Origin of the sequence: Leclercia sp. TB492 (assembly GCF_049974505.2) — a bacterium.
Classification (GTDB): Bacteria; Pseudomonadota; Gammaproteobacteria; order Enterobacterales; family Enterobacteriaceae; genus Enterobacter; species Enterobacter adecarboxylatus_C.
Genome location: NZ_CM127572.1, coordinates 2803106 through 2827645, shown reverse-complemented (window position 1 = coordinate 2827645; position 24540 = coordinate 2803106). Strand labels below are relative to the sequence as shown.

Below are 24540 nucleotides of genomic sequence, written 5' to 3'. Positions count from 1 at the left end.
ACCCATACGATGTGGGTAATCGCATAGTGCGTTTTGTTAAACTGAGGTTAAAAGAATATTATGATGCGAATCGCGCTCTTCCTGCTCACCAACCTTGCGGTCATGGTGGTCTTCGGGCTGGTGCTCAGCCTGACAGGAATTCAGTCGAGTAGCGTTCAGGGCTTGTTAATCATGGCGCTGCTGTTTGGTTTCGGTGGCTCCTTTGTCTCGCTGCTGATGTCCAAGTGGATGGCGCTCAAGTCCGTGGGCGGCGAGGTTATTGAGCAACCGCGTAACGACATGGAACAGTGGTTGATGACCACCGTTGCCAACCAGGCCCGCCAGGCGGGTATTGCTATGCCGCAGGTCGCGATCTATCACGCGCCGGACATCAACGCCTTCGCCACCGGCGCGCGTCGCGACGCGTCTCTGGTTGCGGTCAGTACCGGCCTGTTGCAGAACATGAGCCGTGACGAAGCCGAGGCGGTTATCGCCCATGAGATCAGCCACATTGCCAACGGCGATATGGTGACCATGACCCTGGTTCAGGGTGTAGTGAACACCTTTGTTATCTTTATCTCGCGTATTATCGCGCAGATTGCCGCAGGCTTTATGGGCGGCGATCGGGAGGAAGGCGAGGCGAGTAACGGCAACCCGCTGATTTACTTTGCGGTCTCAATGGTGCTGGAACTGGTGTTTGGTATCCTGGCGAGCATTATCACCATGTGGTTCTCCCGTCACCGTGAGTTCCATGCGGATGCCGGCTCAGCCAAACTGGTAGGTCGCGAGAAGATGATTGCCGCGCTGCAGCGTCTGAAGACCAGCTACGAGCCGCAGGAAGCTTCCAGCATGATGGCGTTCTGCATCAACGGTAAATCGAAATCGCTGAGCGAACTGTTCATGTCCCACCCGCCGCTGGACAAGCGTATCGAAGCGCTGCGTAGCGGCGAGTACCTGAAATAACGGTTTCGGGTCGGAAATAAAAAAGCGCGTCCCCGGACGCGCTTTTTTTATGCCTGCGAACGTGGCTGCGTCACCCTTAGCCCGCTGATAATGGCCGCGACGGTGGCCAGCGTGCCGGCGGTCAGCAGCGCCAGATGGGTCCCGCTTTGCCCGGCCAGGTTAAACATCAAGGCCACCAGCGCCGCCCCGGTACTTTGTCCCAGCAGGCGGGCGGTACCCAGCATGCCGCTGGCGCCGCCGCTGCGATGGCGAGGGGCGGCGGTAATAATGGTATGGTTATTTGGCGACTGGAACAGACCAAAGCCCGCCCCGCACAGCATCATCCGCCAGATAATATCCAGATCGTGCGGTGCCGCCGGCAGCAGGGCGAGGGCGAAAAGACCGACCGCCATTATCACCAGCCCCAGCGCCCCCAGTAAGCCCGCATGCACCCGTTCAATCAGATAGCCTGCCAGCGGCGCCATCACCATCGTGGCCAGCGGCCATGGGGTTAACAGCAGACCCGTTTCTACTTCCGAGCGACCAATCACGCTCTGCAGGAAGAAGGGCAGAGAAACCAGGGCCAGCATCTGCGCGCAGAAGGAGCATATTGACGTACCGATAGAGAGTGAAAAGAGCGGAATACGCAGCAGATCCACCGGCAGTAATGGTACCGGCAGGGCCAGCTGACGCCGCACGAAGAAGAAGCCGACTACCAGCAGCGCCACAACTTCGCCGGCAATTAACGTCAGCGACTGTCCCTGGGCGAAACCGCTGAGGGCGGTGATCAGCAGGCCAAAGGTGAGGGCGTTCATCACCGCGCTCGGCAGATCGAATTTAGGCATACTGCTTTTCGGGCCGTTGGCGGGCAAGTAGCGCAGGGCGAACAGCAGCGCCACGATCCCCAGCGGGACATTGATCAGGAACAGCCACTGCCAGGAGGCTACCGAGAGGATCGCCGCCGCAATTGTCGGGCCTGCCGCCGAGGAGACGGCGACAATAAAGGAGTTAATGCCCATCCCTCGTCCCAGATGCCGCTGCGGGTAGATAAGACGAATCAGCGCGGTATTGACGCTCATCAGCGCCGCGCCGCCAAACCCCTGAACGATGCGCGCCAGCGTCAGGGTGTGCAATGTGTCTGAAAGGGCGCAGAACAGGGAGGTCAGGGTAAAAACCACCAGTCCGCACTGATAGACCCGGCGGTAGCCAAACATGTCTCCGAGGAAAGAGAACGAGAGTAGCGAGATGACAATCGCTATCTGGTAGGCGTTGACGATCCAGATCGAACTGGCAGGCGAGGCATTCAGGTCGCTGGCGATGGTCGGCAGGGCAACGTTGGCGATGGCACCATCCAGCACCGCCATGGAAATACCGATAATAATGGTCGCAATGGCACCATAGCGCTGCGGTAACGGCAGGCCATCTGTGAGGATTTTTGTCATGAGAATGAATGAGCAATACAGGTTATTATTAACAGGGTAACGATATTATCACTGTTATTTCGGTTATATGTCGCAGATTTGTAACCAGGTTAGCCAGGATTGATTGCAGCAATGCGGTCGCGAATTTATAATAAAAACCGGTTCTAAATTTTATAAAACACTTGCGTTGAGGTGATTAATGGCAATCGCGGATTTGGATAAACAGCCAGATTCTGTTTCTTCTGTGTTAAAGGTGTTCGGCATCCTGCAGGCGCTTGGCGAAGAGCGCGAAATTGGTATTACTGAGCTGTCCCAGCGTGTGATGATGTCAAAAAGCACCGTTTACCGCTTTTTGCAGACCATGAAATCACTGGGTTATGTTGCACAGGAAGGCGAGTCTGAAAAGTACTCCCTGACTCTGAAGTTATTCGAACTGGGCGCACGCGCGCTGCAGAATGTCGATCTGATCCGTAGCGCGGATATTCAGATGCGTGAACTCTCTCGTCTGACGAAAGAGACGGTGCACCTGGGTGCGCTGGATGAAGACAGCATTGTCTACATCCATAAGATCGACTCCATGTATAACCTGCGCATGTATTCACGCATTGGCCGCCGCAACCCGCTGTACAGTACCGCCATCGGTAAAGTCCTTCTGGCGTGGCGCGACCGTGAAGAAGTGAAGCAGATCCTCGAGAACGTCGAGTACAAACGCAGCACTGAACGTACCATCACCACCACCGATGAACTGTTAGCGGTGCTGGATAAGGTGCGTGAGCAGGGTTATGGCGAAGATAACCAGGAGCAGGAAGAGGGCTTGCGCTGCATCGGCGTACCGGTATTTGATCGCTTCGGCGTGGTGATTGCAGGCCTGAGTATCTCCTTCCCGACGCTGCGTTTCTCTGAAGAGCATCTGCACGAATACGTGGAAATGCTGCACACGGCGGCGCGGAAGATCTCTGAGCAGATGGGTTATAACGACTATCCGTTCTGAGTTGTTCCTGCATAAAAAAACGCTGCCTGATGGCAGCGTTTTTTATGGATGGGATCAGCCGTTATCGACTACTGTCTCGCTCTTTCGCAGCAGCGGGCAGCGGGAGAGTCCAATAATTCCGCTGTCAGAATGAATATACTGCGCCGTGCTGAAGCCGCGTGCGGTGAGGTACTGACACTGAATACCCAGTCCGCCAGCGTTCTCTTTACTGCCCGTCAGCACGCCGTAGCCTGCGAGCAGTAAACCTGTCCAGACCAGTGCTATAACAATCAGTGTGCGAATAAAAAAGCGCATTATTGCCTCATTTTTTTTAATGACTGCCGTCTAGCGTAACCGATAAAGTCGCGTGAACAAGCCTATGATTCCGAAAAGCTCGTCTTCACGTTACAGTTAGGCATGGTTTAAGTTGCGCATGATAACCTGGCATCAGGCAGTTATGGGACGGAGAGTGGAGTGAAAAAAATACGCTGGGTAATTCTGGTGCTGGTACTGGTGGCCTGTGTGTTGCTCTGGACGCAGACTATCAATGTGATGTGTGACCAGGATGTACAGTTTTTTAGCGGTATTTGTTCTATCAATAAGTTTATCCCCTGGTAACAGGCATTTTTATCGCAAATGATTTCCTTCCGTAACGCGAGTGCTAGAATGAGCGTTTTTATTGGGGGGTGAAATGGGTGAGTTAGTGAATTCCGGGATGCTTAGTGTGGCATCTCTGGCGATTTCGGGAATATTGCTGATCGTGGGTCTGGTGCTGTGGTTTTTCGTCAACCGAGCAAGCTCCCGTACCAATGAGCAAATCGAGCTGCTGGAAACATTAGTTGATTTGCAAAAACGCCAGAACGCGCTGCTGCGCCGCCTGTGCGAAGCCAATGAACCGGAAGAGAAAGTAGCACCAAAAGCGGCAGAAGAGACGGCTAACAGCCAGGACGATGACTTTATTCGTCTGGTAGCCGAACGCTAACCAGTCAGGGGAGGTGAGTATGGCCTGGAGCAATCCCTGGTATAACGCCTCCCTCGCGCATCATACCCCGCAGGGTTTTCGCAACACCGATGGAGCTGAGCACCAACCCGGCGATGTCGAACGCTGGCAGAAAGAACGAAAGGCCGCCGGTCTGCCGAAACCGCCCGAACAGGGCTACGACCAGTTTATCCGCCAGTGGTGGCAACCTGTCACACTCAATACCCTTGAAGAAGACGGCGTCTGGTGGCTGGGACATGCCAGCCTGCTGCTGCGCCTGAACGGGAAATACATTCTCACCGATCCGGCGTTTTCCCGTCGCGCCTCCCCGGTACCCTTTGCCGGGCCGATCAGAAAAACGCCCCCGGTGATGAGCGTCGCGGCGCTTCCACCCCTTAATGCACTGGTCATTTCCCATAACCACTTTGATCATCTGGATTCCGCCACCTTCCGCCAGCTTCTGCGGCGTTTTCCGCAGCTGACCATTTTCGTGCCGTTAGGCCTGGGGGAGTGGTGCCGCCGGCGTGGGGCAAAGCAGGTCGTCGAGCTGGACTGGTGGCAAAGCTATACCTTCGAAGGGTTGGGGTTCACCGCCGTCCCGGCGCAGCACTGGAGTATGCGCACCCTGTGGGATCGCAACCGCTCGCTCTGGTGTGGCTGGGTCTTTGAGGGGCAAAACCAGCGCTTCTGGTTCAGTGGCGATACCGGCTATACGCCGGAGTTACTGACCATTCAGCAGCGGCTGGGAAAACTGGATACCATTGCGATACCCGTTGGCGCGTATGCACCACGTTGGTTCATGTCTGTTCATCATATGGATCCGCAGGCGGCGGTAGCGCTCTGGCAACAACTGGGGATGCCGACGGCGATCCCGATCCACTGGGGGGTGTTTGAGCTGGCCGATGAATCGCTGGATGAGCCTGTAAAAGAACTCTCTTTGGCCCTGAATGATTTATCGCTGCCGGTGGCTAACTTTCAGTCTCTACGCATTGGTCAATATTTATCCATATAAACTATTCTCTGTTCAGTTAGCACTTATTCCGTATTAAACCGACGCATGTCATATTTTATTTTAATCGAAACGTTTTGATTGCCTTTTTTTGATGCAGGTTCATAAAAATATCATTATTTTGGTGCATGGCAACAATCAGCGTTGCGGTGTATATAAGTTAAACAAGCGAAGCGACCCGAAGTGTTTTTTTTTCAAGGAAACAAATGCCTGCCGTTACGCTTAAATCAGCATAACTTCTTACCAATTGTTCTAAAGGAAATAACCGCCGCACGAAATCGGCCACGCTTGCTGGACGATATGAAGTTCTTGGTCTAAGTTAAAAAAGTCTTTGATAACAGCGTCTACCCTGACGGTTACTGATCGAGCAACAGACGGGCTATGTATACACGTAAGTGCATTACTGTGCAGATTGTGGCAAATCAGTCCCTGAATTTGTGCGGCTGATCGAGACACGTTTAAAAATGGCTTGCCATTATTTAAGTTGTGTGTGATAACACGGTTTGGGTCAAACGAGGTACAGTTCTGTTTATGTGTGGCATTTTCAGTAAAGAAGTCCTGAGTAAACACGTTGTCGTTGAATACCGCTTCTCTGCCGAACCTTATATTAGTGCCTCATGCAGTAATGTCTCAGTTTTATCTCAGTGAATGCCCGCGGGCTAAGAAAACATTCTAAGGAATTTTGCAAATGGCAAAGATTAAAGGTCAAGTTAAGTGGTTCAACGAGTCTAAAGGTTTTGGTTTCATTACTCCTGCTGACGGCAGCAAAGATGTGTTCGTACACTTCTCTGCAATCCAGGGTAACGGCTTCAAAACTCTGGCTGAAGGCCAGAACGTTGAGTTCGAAATTCAGGACGGCCAGAAAGGTCCGGCTGCTGTTAACGTAACCGCTATCTGATCGAACCCCTGCCTAATCTGAAGCGTTCCGACGTTTCAGTTGCAGAGATAAAGCCTCGCGTATGCGGGGCTTTTTAATGCATTTTTTTCAAAGTGTTACCACCTGCGTCTCTGTTTGCAATTTGTTGCAAAGCTGCGAGAGTATTAGCATTGTTTTCCCCCTCAGGGTGCAAATTTGCCGTTAAATCAGGGCGTTGTTATTCAGCCCTGGAGCCCTGGTGAAAAAGAAACCCGTCAATCCCGCAGCAAACTTCACCCCGTTACGTTTTGCCCTTCTCTGCCTGGCCATTCTTGGCAGCCTGGTTTTCCTGCTGGGGCGCGTCGCCTGGCTGCAGATTGTAAAACCGGATCCGCTGGTCAAGCAGGAGGATATGCGCTCGCTGCGTGAGGTGGCTATTAACGCCCCGCGAGGGATGATTGTCGACAGGGAAGGGCGGCCGCTGGCGGTGAGCGTGCCGGTGCAGGCGGTGTGGGCCGATCCGAAAACGGTGCTGGCGAAAGGCGGTGTCGGGTTTGACGATCGCTGGCAGGCGTTAGCCAGCGCCCTGCATCTGTCGCTCACCAACCTTGCCGCGCGGATCAACAGTAATCCGCAGGGGCGTTTTATCTATCTGGCCCGCCAGGTCGATCCCGCTCAGGCCCAGTGGATCGACAAACTCCATCTACCGGGTATCAGCCTGCGGGATGAGTCACGACGTTTTTACCCGGCCGGACACGTGGCGGCTAACCTGATTGGCTTTACCAATATTGACGGGCAGGGCATCGAAGGGATCGAGAAAAGCTTTAATGCGCAGCTCACCGGCAAACCCGGCCTGCGCCGAGTGCGCGAAGATCGCTACGGGCATGTGATTGAGAATATTACCGAGGTCCCGCCCGTGCCGGCGCACAATATCCAGCTGAGCATTGATGAGCGGCTACAGACTATTACGGAAGATGCGCTGGACAACGCTGTGGCATGGAACAAAGCGGAGTCGGGGGCCGCGGTGCTGATCAACATTCAGACCGGCGAGATTCTGGCGATGGCCAGCTTCCCGGACTTCAATCCCAATAACCGTGACGGCGCCACGCTGAATGATTTTCGTAATCGCGCTATCAGCGATACCTTTGAGCCGGGCTCTACCGTCAAGCCGCTGGTGTTGATGACCGCGCTGCAGCAAGGGCTGGTGCAGCCGGACAGCGTCATCGACACCCATCCCTACACCCTGGCCGGGCACCGCATTCGCGACGTCGGTTACTACCCGGAGCTGACGCTGACCGGCATCCTGCAAAAATCGAGCGACACCGGCGTGTCCCGCCTCTCGCTGGCGATGCCGATCCAGCGGCTGCTGGATACCTATCACGGGTTTGGCTTTGGCCGCTCCACCGGCCTCGGGTTAACCGGGGAGAGCAGCGGCCTGCTGCCCGAGCGTAAATTCTGGAGCCAGCTCGATCGCGCTACCTTTGCGTTTGGCTATGGCCTGATGGTCACTCCGCTTCAGCTGGCTCACGTCTACGCCACCATTGGCAGCTATGGTCTGGAGCGTCCGCTCTCTATCACCCGCATTGACCCGCCGGTCATCGGCACCCAGGTGATGCCCGCTCCGATTGTGCAGGAGGTAGAGCATATGATGGAGAGCGTGGCGCTGCCCGGCGGCGGCGGGGTCAAAGCGGCGGTACGTGATTACCGGGTGGCAGTGAAAACCGGCACCGCGAAGAAAATCGATGACGGCGGCAACTATGTTGATAAATATGTGGCCTATACCGCCGGCGTCGCGCCGGCCAGCCGTCCGGTGTTTGCCCTCGCGGTGGTGATCAACGATCCGCAAAATGGGGCCTACTACGGCGGGGCGGTCTCGGCACCGGTGTTCAGCCAGATTATGGGTGACGTGCTGCGTATCGAAAACATCAAGCCGGATGGCTTACCGGCCGATTCCAGCCATCTCATCGTAATGCGTTAAGGCCGTTTTATAGCGGGGCGATTAGCGGTACACTTTCGCCCTTTATGATTGCCCGGAGTTACCATGACATTCTGCTGTCCTCTTTGCCACGCGCCTCTGGCGCACACGGATAAAAGTTACGCCTGCCCGCAGGGGCATCGGTACGATATGGCGAAAGAGGGCTATGTCAATCTGCTCCCGGTGCAGCATAAGCGTTCCCGGGATCCGGGCGACAGTGCGGAGATGATGCAGGCCCGCAGAGCCTTTCTCGATGCCGGCCATTATCAGCCCCTGCGCGACGAGGTCGCCGGTAAGCTGGCAGCGTTATTGCCTGAAGGGGCGACATCGATCCTCGATATCGGCTGTGGAGAAGGATATTACACCGCCGCCTTTGCCGATACTGCCCAGAAAAAGGGCGCCGCAACCTTTGGGCTGGATGTCTCTAAATCCGCCATCCGTGCCGCAGCCAAACGCTATTCGCAGGTGACCTTTTGCGTGGCGTCCAGCCACCGTCTGCCGTTTGAAGAGAGCAGCATGGATGCGGTGATCCGCATCTACGCTCCCTGCAAAGGCGAAGAGTTGGCCCGAGTGGTGAAAGAGGGAGGCTGGGTTATCACCGTCACGCCAGGTCCGCGTCACCTGATGGAGCTGAAGGGGCTGATTTACAGCGAGGTTCTGCTGCATGCCCCGCATTCGGAGCAGCTGGCAGGCTTTGCGCTCCGGGAGGAGCAGTCCCTGGCCTATAATATGTCCCTGAGCGGAACAGAAGCGGTGGCGCTGTTGCAGATGACGCCTTTTGCGTGGCGGGCAAAACCGGAGGTGTGGGAGACGCTGGCAAAACAGGCACTATTCAGCTGCCAGACAGATTTTAGCATCCACTGCTGGCAGCGCGTCGCTTAACCGGCGAAGTGGCTCCACATAATTTGAGCGCCGATACCGATTAACACAATACCGCCGAGGATCTCGGCGCGTTTCCCTAACAGCGGGCCGATAAACCGGCCGATCATCATCCCCAGGGTGGACATGATTAAGGTCGCGCAGCCAATCGCCAGCGCGGTAGCGATAATGTTCACCTGCAGGAACGCCAGCCCCACGCCGACGGCCATCGCATCAAGGCTGGTGGCGATCGCCGTGGTCACCAGCAGCCAGAAGCCGTGGCGGTGAACGGGCTCATCTTCATCAACGTCATTACGAATGCCTTCAATAACCATACGTCCGCCGAGGAAAGTCAGCAGGATAAAGGCGATCCAGTGATTCCACTCCAGCACGAACTGGCTGGCGAGCATCCCCAGACCCCAGCCAATTAGCGGCGTCAGGGTTTCGATAGCACCAAAGATCAGACCGGTACGCAGGGCTTCAGAGAATTTAGGTTTTTGGAGCGTGGCGCCTTTTCCCATGGAAGCAGCAAATGCATCCATAGACATACCAAAGGCCAGAAGAAGTGTTGCAGAGAGGTTCATCAGCGCGTCCAGACCGGGATATCCATATGACACATCACTGCCCCCAGTAAACAGCAGTTGATGCGTCTATGGTCTCGCCTGATTGGTCTGCCTGACGCAGAAACAATCCGTACGTGCCACGTTTTGCAACGAGTATGTTGACACGTACATTTCCGGCATACCGGAAATCGGCTACTCCCCAACGACGGGCGCAACCTTAACATATTTTGAGAAGTTAAAACAACAACCGGAAAGTATTATTCTCCCGGCTGGTTGATAACGATTTTCATTTAGATTTTGATGTGAAAATAACGTTAATAATATGGCGTGTATTCACCCAGAAAATATAGCTTTGGCTATATGACAGGATAATTTTTTTGTCAAAATATAGCCAGTGCTATTATTTTATCTTACTGAGTTTTAACGAGTAATTTGTATATCTTCTCCAGGTCGTCAATATTCTTCACCCGGATAAGCAGGCGTCGCTGTTCCAGTTGCATCACCAATACGCCGTCTTCCGATAAATTCATCTCTTTAATACGGTTATATTCTATCCAGACATTGGCGAAAAAGAATCCACTGGATTTGAAGATTATTTTTGGCACCCGCATCCAGAACAGATAAAACGCCATTAATGCCAGGGCACATAATAACCATGTGGTTAATAACGCACCCTGGCTCATGACGTTGTTATAAATCAGGATCATCAGCAGGCCGGCGAAGATCACGGCATCGACGCGACCGCGACGCAGCAGGGGGATAGTGAGCAAGGTAGGGCCGTTGCGGCGCGGCATGATCAATTCGTCGTAGATGGCATACGCCAGAAGGGCAACAATAAAGACAACCAGTACGATGTCCGTGACCGTCATTCATCCTCCGGATAAAAAAACGGGGGCATACATGCCCCCGGTGTATTCAGTAAAAACTTACAGACCCAGCAGACCGATAGCGTAACCCACGATACCGATAACGAAGAAGCCGACGATAATCCACAGCGCATTCACTTTCTTACGCAGCAGCCACATACAGGCGAAGGTCAACAGCAGCGGCACCAGGCCCGGCATCAGCTGGTCAAGGATGGTTTGCACGGTGGTTACGCGAGTCTGACCATCCTGGCCGGTGATGGTTGACACCACCAGCGGGATGTTGACGTGCGTCCACTTGTTTACCAGCGCCCCCATCACAAACAGGCCGAGGATTGACGCCCCCTCAGTCAGTTTCTGCAGGAAGCCGCCGCCCATATCCTGAACGATATCCACGCCCTTACGGTAGCCGTAAGCGACGCCGTAGTAACGGGTCGCCAGACGCACCACGTTAAACAGGATAAAGAACAGCAGAGGACCGAGCAGGCTGCCGCTCATGGCGATACCTGCACCCAGCGCCGCGAAGACCGGACGCACAGTACCCCAGAAGATCGGGTCACCGACACCTGCCAGCGGTCCCATCAGACCGACTTTGATACCGTTAATAGCGCCATCGTCGATTTCGGCACCGTTCGCACGCTGCTCCTCCATCGCCAGCGTAACGCCCAGTACCGGGGCCGCAACGTAAGGGTGGGTGTTGAAGAATTCCAGGTGACGCTTAATCGCCTGGCGACGCGCTTCGTTATTTTCCGGGTACAGACGTTTGATCGCCGGTACCATTGAGAAGCAGAAGCCCAGCGCCTGCATACGTTCGAAGTTCCATGAACCCTGGAACAGGTTTGAACGGATGAACACGCCACGAATATCCCCTGGAGTCAGTTTTTTCTGAGGGGTAGTTTTAGTCATATCAACCATGTCGCTCACCTGCTAGTCCAGTTCGTTATCGAGATCGTTATTACCAGCAACCTGTGCACCACCGGCTACGCGGTTATATTTCGGGCTCAGCTGGATGTAGAGGATAGCCATGACCGCACCAATCACGCCCAGTGCTACCAGGTTGAAGTTGGTAAATGCCGCGGTAACAAAGCCGAGGTAGAAGAACGGCATCAGGTAGCCTGCGCGCATCATGTTAATGACCATCGCATAACCAACCACCACGATCATGCCGCCGGCGATGTTCAGACCACCGGTAACGACCTCTGGAATGGCGTTCAGCATGCTCTGGACTTCGCTGGTGCCGACAGAAATTGCCACGATAACCGCCGGGATAGCAATACGCATCGCCTGCAGGAACAGGGACGAGACGTGGAGCCACGATAGCGCCGTCAGGTTGCCATTCTCCGCCGCCTTATCAGCCGCATGCTGGAAGGCAACGGTAATGGTACGCACGATAATGGTCAGAACCTGGCCCGCAGCCGCCAGCGGGATAGCCAGCGCGATACCGGCACCGATATTTTGATGGCCGGCGATAACCAGCACGGTAGAGATAATGGAGGCGAGCGCCGCATCCGGTGCAACCGCAGCACCGATGTTCATCCAGCCGAGGGCGATCATTTCCAGGGTACCACCGATGATGATACCGGTTTTCATATCCCCGAGAACGGCGCCGATTAACGTACAGGCAACCAGCGGACGGTGAAACTGAAATTCATCAAGTACGGATTCCATACCCGCTATACAAGCGACGATGAACACCAGCACAATCTGAAGAGTGGTAATCTCCATTGTACTTCTCCTATGACATAAGCTTTATGTGAAAAATCAGCGCGGGGTTATTTCCCGACTTTGCCGATCAAATCCATCATTTTCAGTTTCTGGTCGGTGGAAACCTTACGGGCCTCCAGTTCAATGCCGCGTGCATTCAGCTTGTTAAAGGCTTCAATATCCTTCTCATCGACTGAAATCGCGTTGTTCACCTGAGTTTTACCCTGGCGGAACGCCATACCCCCAATGTTGACGGACTTGATGTTCACGCCGCCTTCGACAACGCGTTCCACGTCTGTCGGATTGGTAAACAGCAGCATGATGCGTTCGCCCGCATATTTTGGGTTGTTATAAACGCGGATCATTTTGGCGACGTCTACCACGTGGGCGGTTACGCCCGGTGGGGCCACCTGGGTAAGGAGGGTTTTACGGACCGTATCGGCGGCCACTTCATCGCTGACCACGATGATGCGCTGGACGTTGGTTTCTTTGGTCCAGCGCGTCGCGACCTGACCATGGATCAGACGGTCGTCGATACGGGCAAGGCCAATCTGCATGTAATCGTTCGGGCCCATAGGCTTAAGCGGGGCGGCGGGTTTAGCAGCGGCTGCGGCAACCGGCGCGGGTTTCGCGACTTCGACCGGTTTCGCTTTCAGCGCTTTCACGCCTTCGCGACCGGTTTCAACCGCCAACGCAACCAGCTCGTCAAAGCTCGGGTTGTCGTCGCGTGCCATCAGGGTTTCAACCAGCATCGGAATATTGACCCCGGCGACCACCTCATGCTGCTCTTTATCGACCACAATGCGGCTGGCGGCGTTAAACGGGCTGCCACCCCATGTGTCAACAAGGAACAATACGCCGCTGCTGGTGTCCAGTCTGGACAGTTGAGCCGTGTATTTCTCTATCAGTGTCTCGGCGTTTTCACCGGGAACGAAATCGATCCAGCCGACGTTTTCCTGTTCGCCTAAAAGCATTTCTGCGGTTTTAAGTAACTGCTCTGCAGCCCAACCATGTGTGCCTATAACAATAGCAATAGTCACTTGCTACCTCCTTTTATTATCGTTAATGCCCAAAACGCGTCAGGACATTAGTGATCTTCTTCGAAAGAACGAATCGATTCAGATAAGGGTTAGAGTTCAACTCACTCAGTCTTACGCGATTTATTTTAGACAGTGAAAAAATAATTTATGTGATGAAGATCCGTAATTTAGCCTAAGCCAATGAGATATTTCTGTGATCAAAAAAAGCGCTGAAACATCTGTTTGCAAAGGAAAGTAAATCTTTGCCATAAAGCCCATGTCTCTGATATGTTTAGCGTCCGTTTACTTGTCAGGAGTATTGGGCAGCAGCCCACTGTATGGACCGTCACCGACGCCAGTCACACACCCGGCCAATTCTGGCCAGCCTTACCGGCGATTCGCGCCACTCACTGTTTACGCCTTTTACCGCTTCGCCCGAATCTATCGCGGCGCCGTTTTGCCATTCCTTTAGCAGGAGCTTGTCATGGAATTCTTAATGGACCCGCAGATCTGGGTGGGATTGCTCACGCTGGTGGTGCTTGAGATCGTACTCGGCATCGATAACCTGGTGTTTATTGCCATCCTTGCGGACAAACTTCCGCCTAAACAACGGGATAAAGCACGCCTAATCGGCCTCTCACTGGCGCTGATCATGCGTCTTGCGCTGCTGTCGGTCATCTCCTGGATGGTGACGCTGACGCAACCGCTGTTCACCGCATTCGATTTCACCTTCTCAGGGCGTGACCTGATCATGCTGCTGGGGGGTATATTCCTGCTCTTCAAGGCCACAACCGAACTCCATGAACGGCTGGAAAATCGCCAGCATGACGACGGACACGGTAAAGGCTACGCCAGCTTCTGGGTGGTGGTTCTGCAAATTGTGGTGCTGGACGCCGTCTTCTCCCTCGACGCGGTGATTACCGCTGTCGGCATGGTGAACCATCTGCCGGTGATGATGGCCGCCGTGGTCATTGCGATGGCGGTGATGTTGCTCGCCTCGAAGCCGTTGACACGATTCGTCAACCAGCATCCGACCGTGGTGGTGCTCTGTCTGAGCTTCCTGCTGATGATTGGTCTGAGCCTGGTGGCAGAAGGTTTCGGCTTCCATATTCCGAAAGGCTATCTGTACGCTGCAATTGGTTTCTCGATCATTATAGAGATGTTTAACCAGATTGCCCGCCGCAACTTTATTCGCCAGCAGTCGAACCAGCCGCTACGTGCCCGTACCGCTGATGCGATTCTGCGTCTGATGGGCGGCCGTCGTGAAGCCAAAGCGCAGCAGGACAGCGACAACCATGCTCCGGTGCCGGTACCCGAAGGTGCCTTTGTGGAAGAAGAGCGTTATATGATCAACGGCGTGCTGTCGCTGGCCTCGCGCTCCCTGCGCGGGATCATGACCCCGCGCGGCGAGATCAGCTGGGTCGATGCCAGCCTGAGCGTGGAAGAAATCCGCCAGCAGCTGCTCTCCTCCCCGCACAGCCTGTTCCCGGTCTGTCGCGGTGAGCTGGATGAGATCATCGGCATTGTGCGTGCCAAAGAGATGCTGGTGGCGCTGGAAGAGGGTGCCAATGTGGAAGCTATCGCTGCTGCGTCGCCTGCCATCGTGGTGCCGGAAACCCTCGACCCGATCAACCTGCTTGGCGTGCTGCGCCGTGCCCGGGGTAGCTTTGTTATCGTGACCAACGAGTTTGGCGTGGTGCAGGGCCTGGTGACGCCGCTGGACGTACTGGAAGCCATTGCCGGTGAGTTCCCGGATGCCGACGAAACGCCGGAAATCATCAATGATGGTGACGGCTGGCTGGTAAAAGGCACCACCGACCTGCATGCGCTGCAACATACGCTCGGTCTGGAACATCTGACCAATCACGACGATGATATCGCGACGGTAGCCGGTCTGGTGATCGCCGTTAACGGTCAGATCCCGCGTAGCGGTGATGTGCTTGAATTACCGCCGCTGAAGATCACGATCGTGACCGCCAATGATTACCGCGTTGACCTGGTGCGTATTGTTAAAGAGCAGTCTGCCCACGACGAAGAAGAGTAATCAGGGTAGTGACGGCATCATGTTCCCGCTGTGAGGGGGTGGCGGAGGTGAACTCTCCGCCAGCCACTGCGGGAAATCCCGCAGCGGCATGGGCCGCGCATACAGGAACCCCTGCAGAATTTCGACACCGTGCAGGCGAAGATGCTTCGCCTGGTCGCAGGTTTCCACCCCTTCGGCCACCAGCTCAATGTTCAGACGCTGGGCCAGGGCAATAATAATATCCGTCACCGTCGAGTTAACGGCATCGGTGCCAATCGCGGCGGTGAAGGATTTATCAATTTTCAACACTTCCGGATTGAGTTTCTCCAGCCACGACAGCGAGCTGTTGCCGGTGCCGAAATCATCGATCGCCAGCTTGACCCCTTTCTGATGCAGTGCCTCCACGATGTTGTAATCCATCTCCAGCAGGGTATCGCGCTCGGTGAGCTCTATCACCAGCTGCTGCGGGGGGGCGGCGCTGAACCAGACGTGATTCAGATCGTGGAGAAGCACCCCGTCGCGAAAATGTTTGGCCGCCACGTTGATGCCAATATGAAATCCCGGCGCGGGCGGAAATATTGCCAGCTGGCTGACGGTTTCGATCAGCACGTAGCGGGTCAGGGGGACAATCAGGTTATGCTCCTCCGCCAGCGGGATAAAAATATCCGGGGCGATCCATCCCTGCCGCGGATTATTCCAGCGCAGAAGGATCTCAACCCCGACGCAATCCTGTTTTTTGGCATCGATCAGCGGCTGGCAAAACAGCTCAAACTCCCCGGCAGCAAGCCCGTAATTAATCTCCCGGGTGAAGCTCATGCGACTGGCGGTGGCAAGCCAGGCGATATAGCCCACCAGCATGGTGAATATCACCGCCAGCGGCAGCTGCGACGGGAGGTTTTTCAGCGCCAGATCCGTCGGGCCAGGGCCGTTAACGGTAATGGTGAACGGGAAATTGCCGGAGGCCTGCTGATACACCGTTTCGTCACTGTCAAATACCAGCGCGTCTGAGAGCTGGCGCTCATGGTTCAGATGTTTACCGCCCACGCTAAGATTAACGTCGTTGATGATCGGCAGCTGGGGCTCCAGAAGTAGCCTGGCAATGAGATCGATATTCACAATCTCCATCACCCCGTCGTCGCTCTGGCCGGGCACCGGATACCACTGGATAAGCACCGGGCTGCCTTTCAGCAGGGCGTGGTCGGAGGTGAGAAGCAATAAAGGCTGAGACGCGGGCAGCCGGGGCTGGAGCTGGCTGATGGGAATGTCGCGGTTACCGAACATGCTGGAGCAGTAGAGGATACCGTCCTTAATCAGGCCAATCGAGCGTACGGTTTGCAGGGAAGCGGCCTGTTTGCGCAATAAGAAATTAACCTCCACGCAGGGCAGGCCGATCAGCGGCTGTACCACGTCGCGCCCGGTCTCCAGCGGCTGGAGGATCTTATCCAGCGTCTCGACAGCATGCGATACGAAGGCGGCGGTAGACTGCTGATTTAAATTGCGCTGCGAAATAAAGCCGATAATTAGCGTGCAAACAAGAGTGGAAAGTGACAGCACCAGGCAGACGATGATCCGTTTGCGGCGATAATTTTTAATTATCCTGTGAGCTGTTTGCATGCCACGGCCACCCGAAGAGCCACGCGGATGCCCGTGGCAACTCAGGTAGTGTAGTGGGCATTATTTCAGGTAACGAGAAAAGTGCATAAAATTCGCCCATCCGTATCAGATGGGCGAAGGAGGTATGAAAGACAAAAGTCGCAGTGGCGCCGTCAGAGGATTAGTCGCACTGCACCTTGATGGCCAGGCCGCCGCGGGAGGTCTCACGGTATTTGGCGTTCATGTCTTTGCCGGTTTCATACATGGTTTCGATCACCTTATCCAGCGAAACGCGCGGTTCGCTGGTGCGGCGCATCGCCATCCGCGAGGCGTTGATCGCTTTCACCGAAGCAATGGCGTTACGTTCGATACAAGGTACCTGTACCTGGCCTGCAACCGGGTCGCAGGTCAGACCGAGGTTATGCTCCATGCCAATCTCCGCAGCCACGCACACCTGTTCCGGGCTGGCGCCCAGCAGCTCTGCCAGACCGGCCGCCGCCATTGAGCAGGCCACGCCCACTTCACCCTGACATCCCACTTCTGCACCGGAGATGGAGGCGTTCATCTTATAGAGCGCGCCCACCGCGCCCGCGGCGAGGAAGTAGCGAATATAGATATCCGGGCTCACCGATTCGATAAAGTGATCGTAGTAGGCCAGTACCGCCGGAACGATACCGCAGGCACCGTTGGTGGGAGCCGTTACCACGCGGCCACCGGCGGCGTTCTCTTCGTTTACCGCCAGGGCAAACATGTTCACCCAGTCGATGACGTTCATCGGATCGTTGGAATATTTGTCGGTGGTGACCAGCATCCGGCGCAGGGCAGAGGCGCGACGCGGTACGCGCAGCGGGCCCGGCAACACGCCTTCGGTATTGATGCCGCGATCGATACAGGCGCGCATGGTCTGCCAGACGTTAGCAAAATAGTCTTCAATCTCTTTCTTGCTGTGCAGCGCCAGTTCGTTCTGCATCACCATGCCGGAGAGGGACAGGCCGGTCTCGTGGCAGTAATCCAGCATCTCTTTCGCTGACTTGAACGGGTAAGGCACGTTCACGTCGCCCGTCGCGTCCTGGCCGAAATGCTCTTCGTCGACAATAAAGCCGCCGCCGATGGAGTAATAGGTTTTGCTGTAGACCACTTTGTCGCCGCTGAAGGCGTGGATCTGCATCCCATTTTCATGCAACGAGAGGTTGTCGCTGCGAAAACGCATGCCGTCGTCCTGTGGGAAGTCCACTTCCTGCCGGCCATTCGCCAGCAGCAGACGACCGCGCGTTTCCACGTCGCGGATAAACGCCGGAATGGCGTCAATATCTACGGTGTCCGGCATATTTCCAGCCAGACCCATAATAATGGCGATATCGGTGTGGTGGCCTTTACCCGTTAACGACAGTGAACCGTAAACGTCCACGGCCACGCGGGTAATGCTGTCCAGTAATCCTTTTTCGACCAGGTCATCGACGAACTGTTTACCGGCCTTCATCGGCCCTACAGTGTGGGAAGAAGAGGGACCAATCCCCACTTTGAACATGTCGAATATACTAATCACTTTAACACTCCTGACAGGGTTACCGGGTTTCCAGTAACGATGTAATAACTTCGCATAGTGTAAGAGGGAAGCCCGCCGTCAGCTCAACTATTCACATGAATTAAACTAATGCCTGAGGCGGGATAAACTAATAGCGGGAGGCGGATCGCAAAGGTACAAAAAAAGGGCGAATGTAAAGTATAGTCAAGGTTTCAGGCCGATCTGCAGCGCCAGCTCACGAATAATTCCTGCCGTCATGCCCCAGACAAAATAATGCTCATACCAGGATAACCACACCCGATGATCGTGGCCACGACGATGAATATCGAGTGGATGATAACGGCCCAGACGCAGGGCTTCCGCCAGCGGCATTTCGAACACCGACTCCACTTCGTCTTCGCTGGCGTGATAGTGCAGATCCGGCGGGATAATGCCCACTACCGGGGTCACCTGAAAACCGGTCACGCTGTCTACCGGCGGCAGGACGCCAATCACCTCGACCTTGTGCGGCGGGATAGCCACCTCTTCCTCGGCTTCACGCAGGGCGGCGGCAATTAACGAGGCGTCGGTGCTGTCCACCGCGCCGCCGGGAAAGGCCACCTGACCGGCATGCTTGCGCAGCTTCGCCGAGCGCCGGGTCAACAGCAGGCCCGGCTGCTCCCGGCGCACCACCGGGATCAATACCGCCGCCTGACGCTGGTTCAGCGACGTGCTGTTCACCTGCGGGCGCAGAAGCTGAAAACGCGATAAAAAATTGTCGAGGGTCAGGTCGTGGGTATTCACCAGTTAGCGCTCCAGTTGTTGCAGAATACGATTCACTTTATCAAAGGTTTCCTGATATTCCGCCGCGGCCTGGCTGTCAGCCACGATCCCGCCGCCTGCGGAACAGTAGATCTGCCCGGCCACCGCCGTCAGGGTGCGAATAGTGATGCTGGTGTCCATGCCGCCGCACAGGCTGAGATAGCCGATGCTGCCGCACCAGGCGTTACGACGATGGGGCTCCAGCTCGTCGATGATCTCCATTGCCCGCACTTTTGGCGCGCCGGTGATCGAGCCGCCCGGGAAGGCGGCGCGCAGCAGATCGCACGCGGTCTGCGCTGGCGGCAGCCGGGCGGTAATGGTGCTCACCAGGTGATGCACGGCCGGGAAAGGCTCAACCACGAACAGCTCCGGCACCCGCACGCTCCCCGGCTCCGCTACCCGGCCAATGTCGTTGCGCATCAGATCGACAATCATCAGGTTTTCGGCTCTGTCTTTCGGCGAGGCGGCGAGCTTCTCCGCCTGCTGGCGATCGGCATCCGCATCCGCGAGGCGTGGCAGGGTGCCTTTGATCGGGCGGGTCTGGATAGTGCCATCCGCCAGATGGATAAAACGCTCCGGCGACAGGCTGAGGATCGCCCCCTCGTCGAGGCGCAAAAAGGCGCTGAACGGAGCGCGGTTGCTCGCATTCAGTCGGGTAAAGGCCTGCCATTCGTCCCCTTCATAGCGGGCCTGGAAACGCTGGGCCAGATTGACCTGATAGCAGTCGCCGCTGTGCAGAAACGCCTGCACACGATCGAATTTTTCATGATACTCCGCCGCGGTCATATTGGCCTGCCAGCCGGAGGTCAGCCGGAACGCGGGCACATTCGCGGGCGCGCGTTGCGATTCAAGCCACGCCAGGCGGGCTTCAGCATCGCCATGACAGACCAGCGACACCTGCTGGCGGTGATGATCGACCAGGATCGCCCAGTCGTAAAGACCCACGGCCATGTCCGCCAGGGTGATATCGCGCCCGGCCCGTTCCGGCAGCTGCTCAAAGCGGCGGCCGAGGTCGTAGCCGAACAACCCCAGCGCGCCGCCCTGGAAGGGCAGGTCCGGGTCCGGCGTGCAGGGCAGGCCCATCTCATCAATGGCCTGCTGAAGCAGACTCAGCGGGCAGGCGTCAGAGTGAACCCCGTCGATCAGCGTATCCACCCCGTGGGTCACCAGCGTGGTGCGCGGGTCGGCCACCAGAATGTCAAAGCGGCTGTAAGGATGATCCGCATGACCGGAGTGCAGCAGCATCGCCCACGGCAGATGGCTTATTGGCGCAAACCAGAATTCTGCGGCGTCAGGACGCCAGGGTAATGTCAAAACAGTGGGGGATAACGGGTTCATGGGTGGTAGACTACCGGGCAGCGTGAAATAATTAGCGCTGATAATTTAGCAGGAGTTGACGATGTTTGCAGGTTTACCTTCACTGAGCCACGACCAGCAGCAAAAGGCCGTCGAGCGTATTCAGGAGCTGATGTCCCAGGGGATGAGCAGCGGACAGGCTATTTCCCAGGTGGCAGAAGAGCTGCGCGCCACCCATACCGGCGAGCGGATCGTGGCGCGTTTTGAAGATGAGGATGAAGAAGAGTAACGCCCTTACACCGCGGCGATAATCTTAATTTCAACCTTATACTGCGGTTTCATCAGCGCCGCCTGTACCGTGCAGCGTACAGGCGCGTGACCTGCCACCACCCACTCATCCCAGGCTTTGTTCATCGCCGCAAAATCGTCTTTATTAGCCAGGAAGATAGTCGCATCCAGAATGCGGGACTTGTCGCTGCCCTGTTTTTCCAGCACCGCGTCGATCTGCGCCAGGGTATTGGCGGTCTGCTCATACGCGTCGGCGTCGAGATTCGCCGGTACGCCGGTGTAGTACAGGGTCTGGTTGTGGATCACTACATCTGACCAGCGGGCTTCGGCATCAATGCGCACAATTGTCATATACGTTTCCTCGTGAGTGTCTGTTTCAGCAGGCAAGACTGCCATATTGTTTTGCCTGCGTCACTCTCGACTGGCGCCAGGGCGAGCGGCCTGACATAATCCCCTGTGCAAAAATACAGGGGGCAGAGTGGCAGACGATTTCGCAGCAGACGGACAGTTAGCAAAGGCAATTCCCGGCTTTAAGCCGCGCGAGCCGCAGCGTCAGATGGCGCACGCGGTGGCCGATGCGATCGACAGCGCCCAGCCGCTGGTGGTGGAAGCGGGTACCGGCACCGGTAAAACCTATGCCTACCTCGCGCCCGCGCTGCGCGCCAAAAAGAAAGTGATCATCTCCACCGGCTCAAAGGCGTTGCAGGATCAGCTCTACAGCCGCGATCTGCCCACCGTAGCTAAGGCCCTGAAATATAAAGGCCGTCTGGCCCTGCTGAAAGGGCGCTCCAACTACCTCTGTATTGAACGTCTCGAACAGCAGGTGCTGGCGGGGGGCGATCTGCCGGTACAGACCCTCAGCGACGTGATCATCCTGCGCAGCTGGGCCAACCAGACCCTCGACGGGGATATCAGCACCTGCGCCAGCGTGGCCGAAGACTCCGCCGCCTGGCCGCTGGTCACCAGCACTAACGACAACTGCCTCGGCAGCGACTGCCCGCTGTACAAAGACTGTTTCGTGGTCAAAGCGCGTAAAACGGCGATGGATGCCGACGTAGTGGTGGTCAACCACCACCTGTTCCTGGCGGATATGGTGGTGAAAGAGAGCGGCTTTGGCGAGCTGATCCCCGAGGCCGACGTCCTGATCTTCGATGAAGCCCATCAGCTCCCGGATATCGCCAGCCAGTACTTCGGCCAGTCCCTCTCCAGCCGTCAGCTGCTGGACCTGGCGAAAGATTTTACCATCGCTTACCGCACTGAACTGAAAGATACCCAGCAGCTGCAGAAGTGCGCCGACCGACTGGCGCAAAGCACGCAGGATTTCCGCATGCAGCTCGGGGAGCCAGGCTATCGCGGCAATCTGCGCGAACTGCTTGCCGATCAGCATATCCAGCGCGCGCTGCTGCTGCTCGATGATGCCCTTGAGCTCTGCTACGACGTGGCGAAGCTCTCCCTGGGGCGCTCGGCGCTGCTGGATGCCGCCTTCGAGCGCGCCACCCTGTACCGCGCCCGCCTGAAACGGCTGAAGGCGTTTAACCAGCCAGGCTACAGCTACTGGTACGAATGCAACTCGCGCCATTTTACCCTCGCGCTGACGCCGCTCACCGTGGCCGATAAGTTCCAGGAAGTGATGGCGCAGAAGCCGGGCAGCTGGATTTTTACCTCCGCCACGCTGTCGGTAAACGACGATCTGCACCACTTCACCGAACGTCTTGGTATCGCAGATGCCAAATCCCTGCTGTTGCCGAGCCCGTTTGATTATGCCACCCAGGCGCTGCTCTGCGTCCCGCGTAATCTGCCGCTGCCCAATCAGCCCGGCGCCGCCCGTCATCTGGCGGCCATGCTCAAGCCGATGATCGAGGCCAACAACGGCCGCTGCTTTATGCTCTGCACCTCCCACGCCATGATGCGCGATCTGGCGGAGCAGTTCCGCGCCACCATGACCCTGCCGGTGCTGTTGCAGGGTGAAACCAGCAAAGGCCAGCTTCTGCAGCAGTTTGTCACCGCGGGGAATGCCCTGCTGGTGGCGACCAGCAGCTTCTGGGAAGGGGTGGACGTGCGCGGCGACGCCCTGTCGCTGGTGATCATCGACAAGCTGCCCTTCACTTCGCCGGACGATCCGCTGCTGAAGGCGCGGATGGAAGATTGCCGCCTGCGCGGTGGGGATCCCTTCGACGAGGTGCAGCTCCCTGACGCGGTCATCACCCTCAAACAGGGCGTGGGCCGTCTGATCCGTGACGTGGACGATCGCGGGGTGCTGGTGATCTGCGATAACCGTCTGGTGATGCGTCCGTACGGGGCCACCTTTATCGCCAGCCTGCCGCCGGCACCACGCACCCGGGATATCGATCGCGCGGTGCGCTTCCTGGCGGCGTCTCAGTCGGAGTAATTTGCTGACGGGTGTGTTAAAATGCGCGCCTTTTTGTGACTGACCCTTGCGAGAGCGCGACAACACATGCGAATTCTGGCTATTGATACCGCCACAGAGGCCTGCTCTGTTGCCCTGTGGAACGACGGTAAACTCTGTGCTCATTTCGAAGAGTGCCCCCGGGAACATACCCAACGTATCCTGCCTTTGGTGAAGATGATCCTCACCGAGGGCAACACCTCCCTGAATAACCTCGATGCTCTGGCTTATGGCCGCGGCCCCGGCAGCTTTACCGGCGTGCGCATCGGTATTGGCATTGCTCAGGGGCTGGCGCTGGGCGCCGAACTGCCGATGATTGGCGTTTCGACCCTCGCCACCATGGCTGAGGGTGCCTGGCGCAACACCGGTGCCACCCGCGTGCTGGCCGCCATTGACGCCCGGATGGGCGAAGTCTACTGGGCGGAGTACACCCGCGATGAGCAGGGCGTCTGGCACGGTGAAGAGAGCGAAGCCGTGCTCACGCCGGAAGCGGCAGGCGAGCGCATGAAGCAGCTTTCCGGTGAGTGGGCGACCGTCGGGACCGGCTGGCCGGCGTGGCCTGCGATGGCAAACGACAGCGGTCTGACCCTGGTGGACGGCAAGGTGCTACTGCCTGCCGCCGAAGATATGCTGCCTATCGCCCGTCAGCTGCTGGCCGCAGGAAACACCGTGGCGGTCGAGAAGGCCGAGCCGGTTTATTTGCGAAACACCGTAGCGTGGAAGAAACTTCCGGGCCGGGAGTGAATCTCAGTATCAGAGCCTGAGAAAAAGGAGTCGCATCATGGCGGTTCAAAAATATGTCGTTCGTCTGCTGACCGTCGGGGCGCTGGCCCTGGCATTAACAGGATGTGTCTCTGTCCCTGATGCGATCAAGGGCAGCAGCCCGACGCCGCAGCAGGATCTGGTCCGGGTGATGAACGCCCCGGAACTGTACGTCGGCCAGGAAGCACGCTTTGGCGGCAAAGTGGTGGAGGTGATGAACCAGCAGGGGAAAACCCGTCTGGAAATTGCCACCGTTCCGCTGGACAGCGGCGCGCGGCCGATGTTGGGTGAAGCCTCACGCGGGCGCATCTATGCCGATGTGAACGGTTTCCTCGACCCGGTAGACTTCCGTGGCCAGCTGGTCACCGTCGTCGGCACCATCACCGGCGCGGAGCAGGGCAAAATTGGTAATACGCCGTATAAATTTATGACCCTACAGGCCAACGGCTATAAACGCTGGCGGGTAGTGCAGCAGGTAGTGATGCCGCCGCAGCCTATCGATCCCTGGTACTGGGGCCCGCATCCGTGGCGCTATGGATATGGCTACGGCTATGGCGGCTGGCCAGGTTATGGTCCCGGACCGGCTCAGGTTCGGACGGTGGTAACAGAGTAAATATCTGTTATGACTGAAGAAGAAACAGCGGCCCTGCCGCTGTTTCGTTTTTTTTATCGCTATAACAAAAATAAATAGTGACGCGCTTCGCAAC

General features: G+C 56.5%; 26 protein-coding genes, 1 pseudogene and 1 riboswitch. Of the genes and pseudogenes, 15 read left to right on the top strand and 12 right to left on the bottom strand.

All coding sequences use genetic code 11. The features are described from left to right. Positions 1-60 precede the first annotated feature (60 nt). Positions 61-942, top strand: coding sequence for a protease HtpX (gene htpX / locus ACP4QI_RS13390; protein WP_142489945.1), 882 nt, complete (start codon positions 61-63; stop codon positions 940-942). Positions 943-989: 47 nt separating this feature from the next. On the opposite strand, the gene ACP4QI_RS13385 is transcribed toward htpX, so the two are convergent. Further along, positions 990-2363, bottom strand: coding sequence for an MFS transporter (locus tag ACP4QI_RS13385; protein ID WP_307762032.1), 1374 nt, complete (start codon positions 2361-2363; stop codon positions 990-992). Positions 2364-2541: 178 nt separating this feature from the next. On the opposite strand from ACP4QI_RS13385, the gene kdgR reads away from it, so the two are divergent. After that, the gene (kdgR, locus tag ACP4QI_RS13380) at positions 2542-3333 is read left to right on the top strand and encodes a DNA-binding transcriptional regulator KdgR (RefSeq protein WP_106993296.1); all 792 of its coding nucleotides are present in this window, start codon (positions 2542-2544) and stop codon (positions 3331-3333) included. Positions 3334-3387: 54 nt separating this feature from the next. On the opposite strand, the gene ACP4QI_RS13375 is transcribed toward kdgR, so the two are convergent. After that, the gene (locus ACP4QI_RS13375) at positions 3388-3627 is read right to left on the bottom strand and encodes a YobH family protein (protein ID WP_142489943.1); all 240 of its coding nucleotides are present in this window, start codon (positions 3625-3627) and stop codon (positions 3388-3390) included. 159 nt (positions 3628-3786) lie between these two features. Here ACP4QI_RS13375 and mgrB point away from each other — a divergent pair, with 159 nt between their 5' ends. From mgrB to rlmA, 7 genes and pseudogenes are all read left to right on the top strand, one after another. Further along, positions 3787-3930: a PhoP/PhoQ regulator MgrB gene (mgrB, locus tag ACP4QI_RS13370; RefSeq protein WP_103180034.1), complete on the top strand. Its 144-nt coding sequence runs from the start codon at positions 3787-3789 to the stop codon at positions 3928-3930. A gap of 73 nt (positions 3931-4003) precedes the next feature. Next, positions 4004-4294: a YebO family protein gene (locus ACP4QI_RS13365; protein WP_156264038.1), complete on the top strand. Its 291-nt coding sequence runs from the start codon at positions 4004-4006 to the stop codon at positions 4292-4294. A 19-nt stretch (positions 4295-4313) separates the two neighbouring features. Continuing rightward, positions 4314-5303, top strand: a complete 990-nt coding sequence (locus tag ACP4QI_RS13360; RefSeq protein ID WP_426495326.1) for an MBL fold metallo-hydrolase — start codon at positions 4314-4316, stop codon at positions 5301-5303. 528 nt (positions 5304-5831) lie between these two features. After that, positions 5832-5976 (top strand): annotated as a pseudogene (locus tag ACP4QI_RS13355) (DUF2627 domain-containing protein). A gap of 12 nt (positions 5977-5988) precedes the next feature. After that, positions 5989-6198, top strand: a complete 210-nt coding sequence (gene cspE / locus ACP4QI_RS13350) for a transcription antiterminator/RNA stability regulator CspE (protein ID WP_001062678.1) — start codon at positions 5989-5991, stop codon at positions 6196-6198. A 217-nt stretch (positions 6199-6415) separates the two neighbouring features. After that, positions 6416-8134, top strand: coding sequence for a peptidoglycan glycosyltransferase FtsI (gene ftsI / locus ACP4QI_RS13345; RefSeq protein ID WP_426495327.1), 1719 nt, complete (start codon positions 6416-6418; stop codon positions 8132-8134). A 63-nt stretch (positions 8135-8197) separates the two neighbouring features. After that, positions 8198-9013, top strand: a complete 816-nt coding sequence (rlmA, locus tag ACP4QI_RS13340; protein ID WP_426495328.1) for a 23S rRNA (guanine(745)-N(1))-methyltransferase — start codon at positions 8198-8200, stop codon at positions 9011-9013. Here the strand turns inward: rlmA and mntP are convergent. The 5 genes from mntP to manX all read right to left on the bottom strand — a co-directional run bounded on the left by mntP (position 9010) and on the right by manX (position 13159). Further along, positions 9010-9573: a manganese efflux pump MntP gene (mntP, locus tag ACP4QI_RS13335; RefSeq protein WP_426495388.1), complete on the bottom strand. Its 564-nt coding sequence runs from the start codon at positions 9571-9573 to the stop codon at positions 9010-9012. The two genes, rlmA and mntP, sit on opposite strands and share 4 nt — an antisense overlap. Before the next feature lies 1 nt (position 9574). Next, positions 9575-9765, bottom strand: a riboswitch (yybP-ykoY riboswitch). A gap of 197 nt (positions 9766-9962) precedes the next feature. Then, positions 9963-10421: a DUF986 family protein gene (locus ACP4QI_RS13330; RefSeq protein WP_156264034.1), complete on the bottom strand. Its 459-nt coding sequence runs from the start codon at positions 10419-10421 to the stop codon at positions 9963-9965. Positions 10422-10478: 57 nt separating this feature from the next. Further along, a complete protein-coding gene (locus ACP4QI_RS13325; RefSeq protein ID WP_039030789.1) occupies positions 10479-11330 on the bottom strand; it encodes a PTS mannose transporter subunit IID in 852 nt (283 codons plus the stop codon). A gap of 12 nt (positions 11331-11342) precedes the next feature. Next, positions 11343-12140: a PTS mannose/fructose/sorbose transporter subunit IIC gene (locus ACP4QI_RS13320; RefSeq protein ID WP_142489937.1), complete on the bottom strand. Its 798-nt coding sequence runs from the start codon at positions 12138-12140 to the stop codon at positions 11343-11345. Positions 12141-12187: 47 nt separating this feature from the next. After that, on the bottom strand, positions 12188-13159 hold the full coding sequence (manX, locus tag ACP4QI_RS13315) for a PTS mannose transporter subunit IIAB (protein ID WP_142489936.1): 972 nt from the start codon (positions 13157-13159) through the stop codon (positions 12188-12190). Between the two features lie 317 nt (positions 13160-13476). On the opposite strand from manX, the gene ACP4QI_RS13310 reads away from it, so the two are divergent. Together ACP4QI_RS13310 and yoaE are read left to right on the top strand one after the other, a co-directional pair. Continuing rightward, positions 13477-13635 (top strand): protein YoaL, encoded by a 159-nt coding sequence (locus ACP4QI_RS13310; RefSeq protein WP_374049295.1) that lies wholly within the window; start codon positions 13477-13479, stop codon positions 13633-13635. Beyond that, a complete protein-coding gene (yoaE, locus tag ACP4QI_RS13305; protein ID WP_142489935.1) occupies positions 13623-15182 on the top strand; it encodes a CNNM family cation transport protein YoaE in 1560 nt (519 codons plus the stop codon). The genes ACP4QI_RS13310 and yoaE overlap by 13 nt, the downstream gene beginning before the upstream one ends. Here the strand turns inward: yoaE and ACP4QI_RS13300 are convergent, their stop codons facing one another. From ACP4QI_RS13300 to pabB, 4 genes are all read right to left on the bottom strand, one after another. After that, positions 15183-16775: an EAL domain-containing protein gene (locus ACP4QI_RS13300; protein ID WP_142489934.1), complete on the bottom strand. Its 1593-nt coding sequence runs from the start codon at positions 16773-16775 to the stop codon at positions 15183-15185. 160 nt (positions 16776-16935) lie between these two features. Beyond that, a complete protein-coding gene (gene sdaA / locus ACP4QI_RS13295) occupies positions 16936-18300 on the bottom strand; it encodes an L-serine ammonia-lyase (protein WP_142489933.1) in 1365 nt (454 codons plus the stop codon). A gap of 183 nt (positions 18301-18483) precedes the next feature. Continuing rightward, on the bottom strand, positions 18484-19062 hold the full coding sequence (locus tag ACP4QI_RS13290) for a CoA pyrophosphatase (RefSeq protein WP_142489932.1): 579 nt from the start codon (positions 19060-19062) through the stop codon (positions 18484-18486). 3 nt (positions 19063-19065) lie between these two features. Further along, positions 19066-20418 carry an aminodeoxychorismate synthase component 1 gene (gene pabB / locus ACP4QI_RS13285; protein WP_285127994.1) on the bottom strand — a complete coding sequence of 451 codons (1353 nt, stop codon included), beginning with the start codon at positions 20416-20418 and terminating at the stop codon, positions 19066-19068. A gap of 61 nt (positions 20419-20479) precedes the next feature. Between pabB and ACP4QI_RS13280 the strand changes: the two genes are divergently transcribed. After that, positions 20480-20665, top strand: a complete 186-nt coding sequence (locus ACP4QI_RS13280; protein ID WP_142489930.1) for a YoaH family protein — start codon at positions 20480-20482, stop codon at positions 20663-20665. A gap of 5 nt (positions 20666-20670) precedes the next feature. Here the strand turns inward: ACP4QI_RS13280 and ACP4QI_RS13275 are convergent, their stop codons facing one another. Then, positions 20671-21015 (bottom strand): RidA family protein, encoded by a 345-nt coding sequence (locus ACP4QI_RS13275; protein WP_142489929.1) that lies wholly within the window; start codon positions 21013-21015, stop codon positions 20671-20673. A gap of 127 nt (positions 21016-21142) precedes the next feature. Here ACP4QI_RS13275 and ACP4QI_RS13270 point away from each other — a divergent pair, with 127 nt between their 5' ends. The 3 genes from ACP4QI_RS13270 (at position 21143) to ACP4QI_RS13260 (ending at position 24446) form a co-directional block, all read left to right on the top strand. Then, the gene (locus tag ACP4QI_RS13270) at positions 21143-23053 is read left to right on the top strand and encodes an ATP-dependent DNA helicase (protein ID WP_426495329.1); all 1911 of its coding nucleotides are present in this window, start codon (positions 21143-21145) and stop codon (positions 23051-23053) included. A 66-nt stretch (positions 23054-23119) separates the two neighbouring features. Then, positions 23120-23815, top strand: coding sequence for a tRNA (adenosine(37)-N6)-threonylcarbamoyltransferase complex dimerization subunit type 1 TsaB (tsaB, locus tag ACP4QI_RS13265; protein ID WP_142489927.1), 696 nt, complete (start codon positions 23120-23122; stop codon positions 23813-23815). A 37-nt stretch (positions 23816-23852) separates the two neighbouring features. After that, positions 23853-24446, top strand: a complete 594-nt coding sequence (locus ACP4QI_RS13260) for a Slp family lipoprotein (protein ID WP_142489926.1) — start codon at positions 23853-23855, stop codon at positions 24444-24446. Positions 24447-24540 lie beyond the last annotated feature (94 nt).

Coding starts and splice junctions, on each gene's coding strand:
- ACP4QI_RS13320 (WP_142489937.1), bottom strand. CDS start 12,140: ATGGAGATTACCACTCTTCAGATTGTGCTGGTGTTCATCGTCGCTTGT.
- ACP4QI_RS13325 (WP_039030789.1), bottom strand. CDS start 11,330: ATGGTTGATATGACTAAAACTACCCCTCAGAAAAAACTGACTCCAGGG.
- ACP4QI_RS13275 (WP_142489929.1), bottom strand. CDS start 21,015: ATGACAATTGTGCGCATTGATGCCGAAGCCCGCTGGTCAGATGTAGTG.
- ACP4QI_RS13260 (WP_142489926.1), top strand. CDS start 23,853: ATGGCGGTTCAAAAATATGTCGTTCGTCTGCTGACCGTCGGGGCGCTG.
- ACP4QI_RS13310 (WP_374049295.1), top strand. CDS start 13,477: ATGGACCGTCACCGACGCCAGTCACACACCCGGCCAATTCTGGCCAGC.
- ACP4QI_RS13385 (WP_307762032.1), bottom strand. CDS start 2,363: ATGACAAAAATCCTCACAGATGGCCTGCCGTTACCGCAGCGCTATGGT.
- rlmA (WP_426495328.1), top strand. CDS start 8,198: ATGACATTCTGCTGTCCTCTTTGCCACGCGCCTCTGGCGCACACGGAT.
- tsaB (WP_142489927.1), top strand. CDS start 23,120: ATGCGAATTCTGGCTATTGATACCGCCACAGAGGCCTGCTCTGTTGCC.
- kdgR (WP_106993296.1), top strand. CDS start 2,542: ATGGCAATCGCGGATTTGGATAAACAGCCAGATTCTGTTTCTTCTGTG.
- ACP4QI_RS13375 (WP_142489943.1), bottom strand. CDS start 3,627: ATGCGCTTTTTTATTCGCACACTGATTGTTATAGCACTGGTCTGGACA.
- ACP4QI_RS13280 (WP_142489930.1), top strand. CDS start 20,480: ATGTTTGCAGGTTTACCTTCACTGAGCCACGACCAGCAGCAAAAGGCC.
- ACP4QI_RS13330 (WP_156264034.1), bottom strand. CDS start 10,421: ATGACGGTCACGGACATCGTACTGGTTGTCTTTATTGTTGCCCTTCTG.
- mntP (WP_426495388.1), bottom strand. CDS start 9,573: ATGAACCTCTCTGCAACACTTCTTCTGGCCTTTGGTATGTCTATGGAT.
- cspE (WP_001062678.1), top strand. CDS start 5,989: ATGGCAAAGATTAAAGGTCAAGTTAAGTGGTTCAACGAGTCTAAAGGT.
- htpX (WP_142489945.1), top strand. CDS start 61: ATGATGCGAATCGCGCTCTTCCTGCTCACCAACCTTGCGGTCATGGTG.
- ACP4QI_RS13360 (WP_426495326.1), top strand. CDS start 4,314: ATGGCCTGGAGCAATCCCTGGTATAACGCCTCCCTCGCGCATCATACC.
- pabB (WP_285127994.1), bottom strand. CDS start 20,418: ATGAACCCGTTATCCCCCACTGTTTTGACATTACCCTGGCGTCCTGAC.
- ACP4QI_RS13300 (WP_142489934.1), bottom strand. CDS start 16,775: ATGCAAACAGCTCACAGGATAATTAAAAATTATCGCCGCAAACGGATC.
- ACP4QI_RS13365 (WP_156264038.1), top strand. CDS start 4,004: ATGGGTGAGTTAGTGAATTCCGGGATGCTTAGTGTGGCATCTCTGGCG.
- yoaE (WP_142489935.1), top strand. CDS start 13,623: ATGGAATTCTTAATGGACCCGCAGATCTGGGTGGGATTGCTCACGCTG.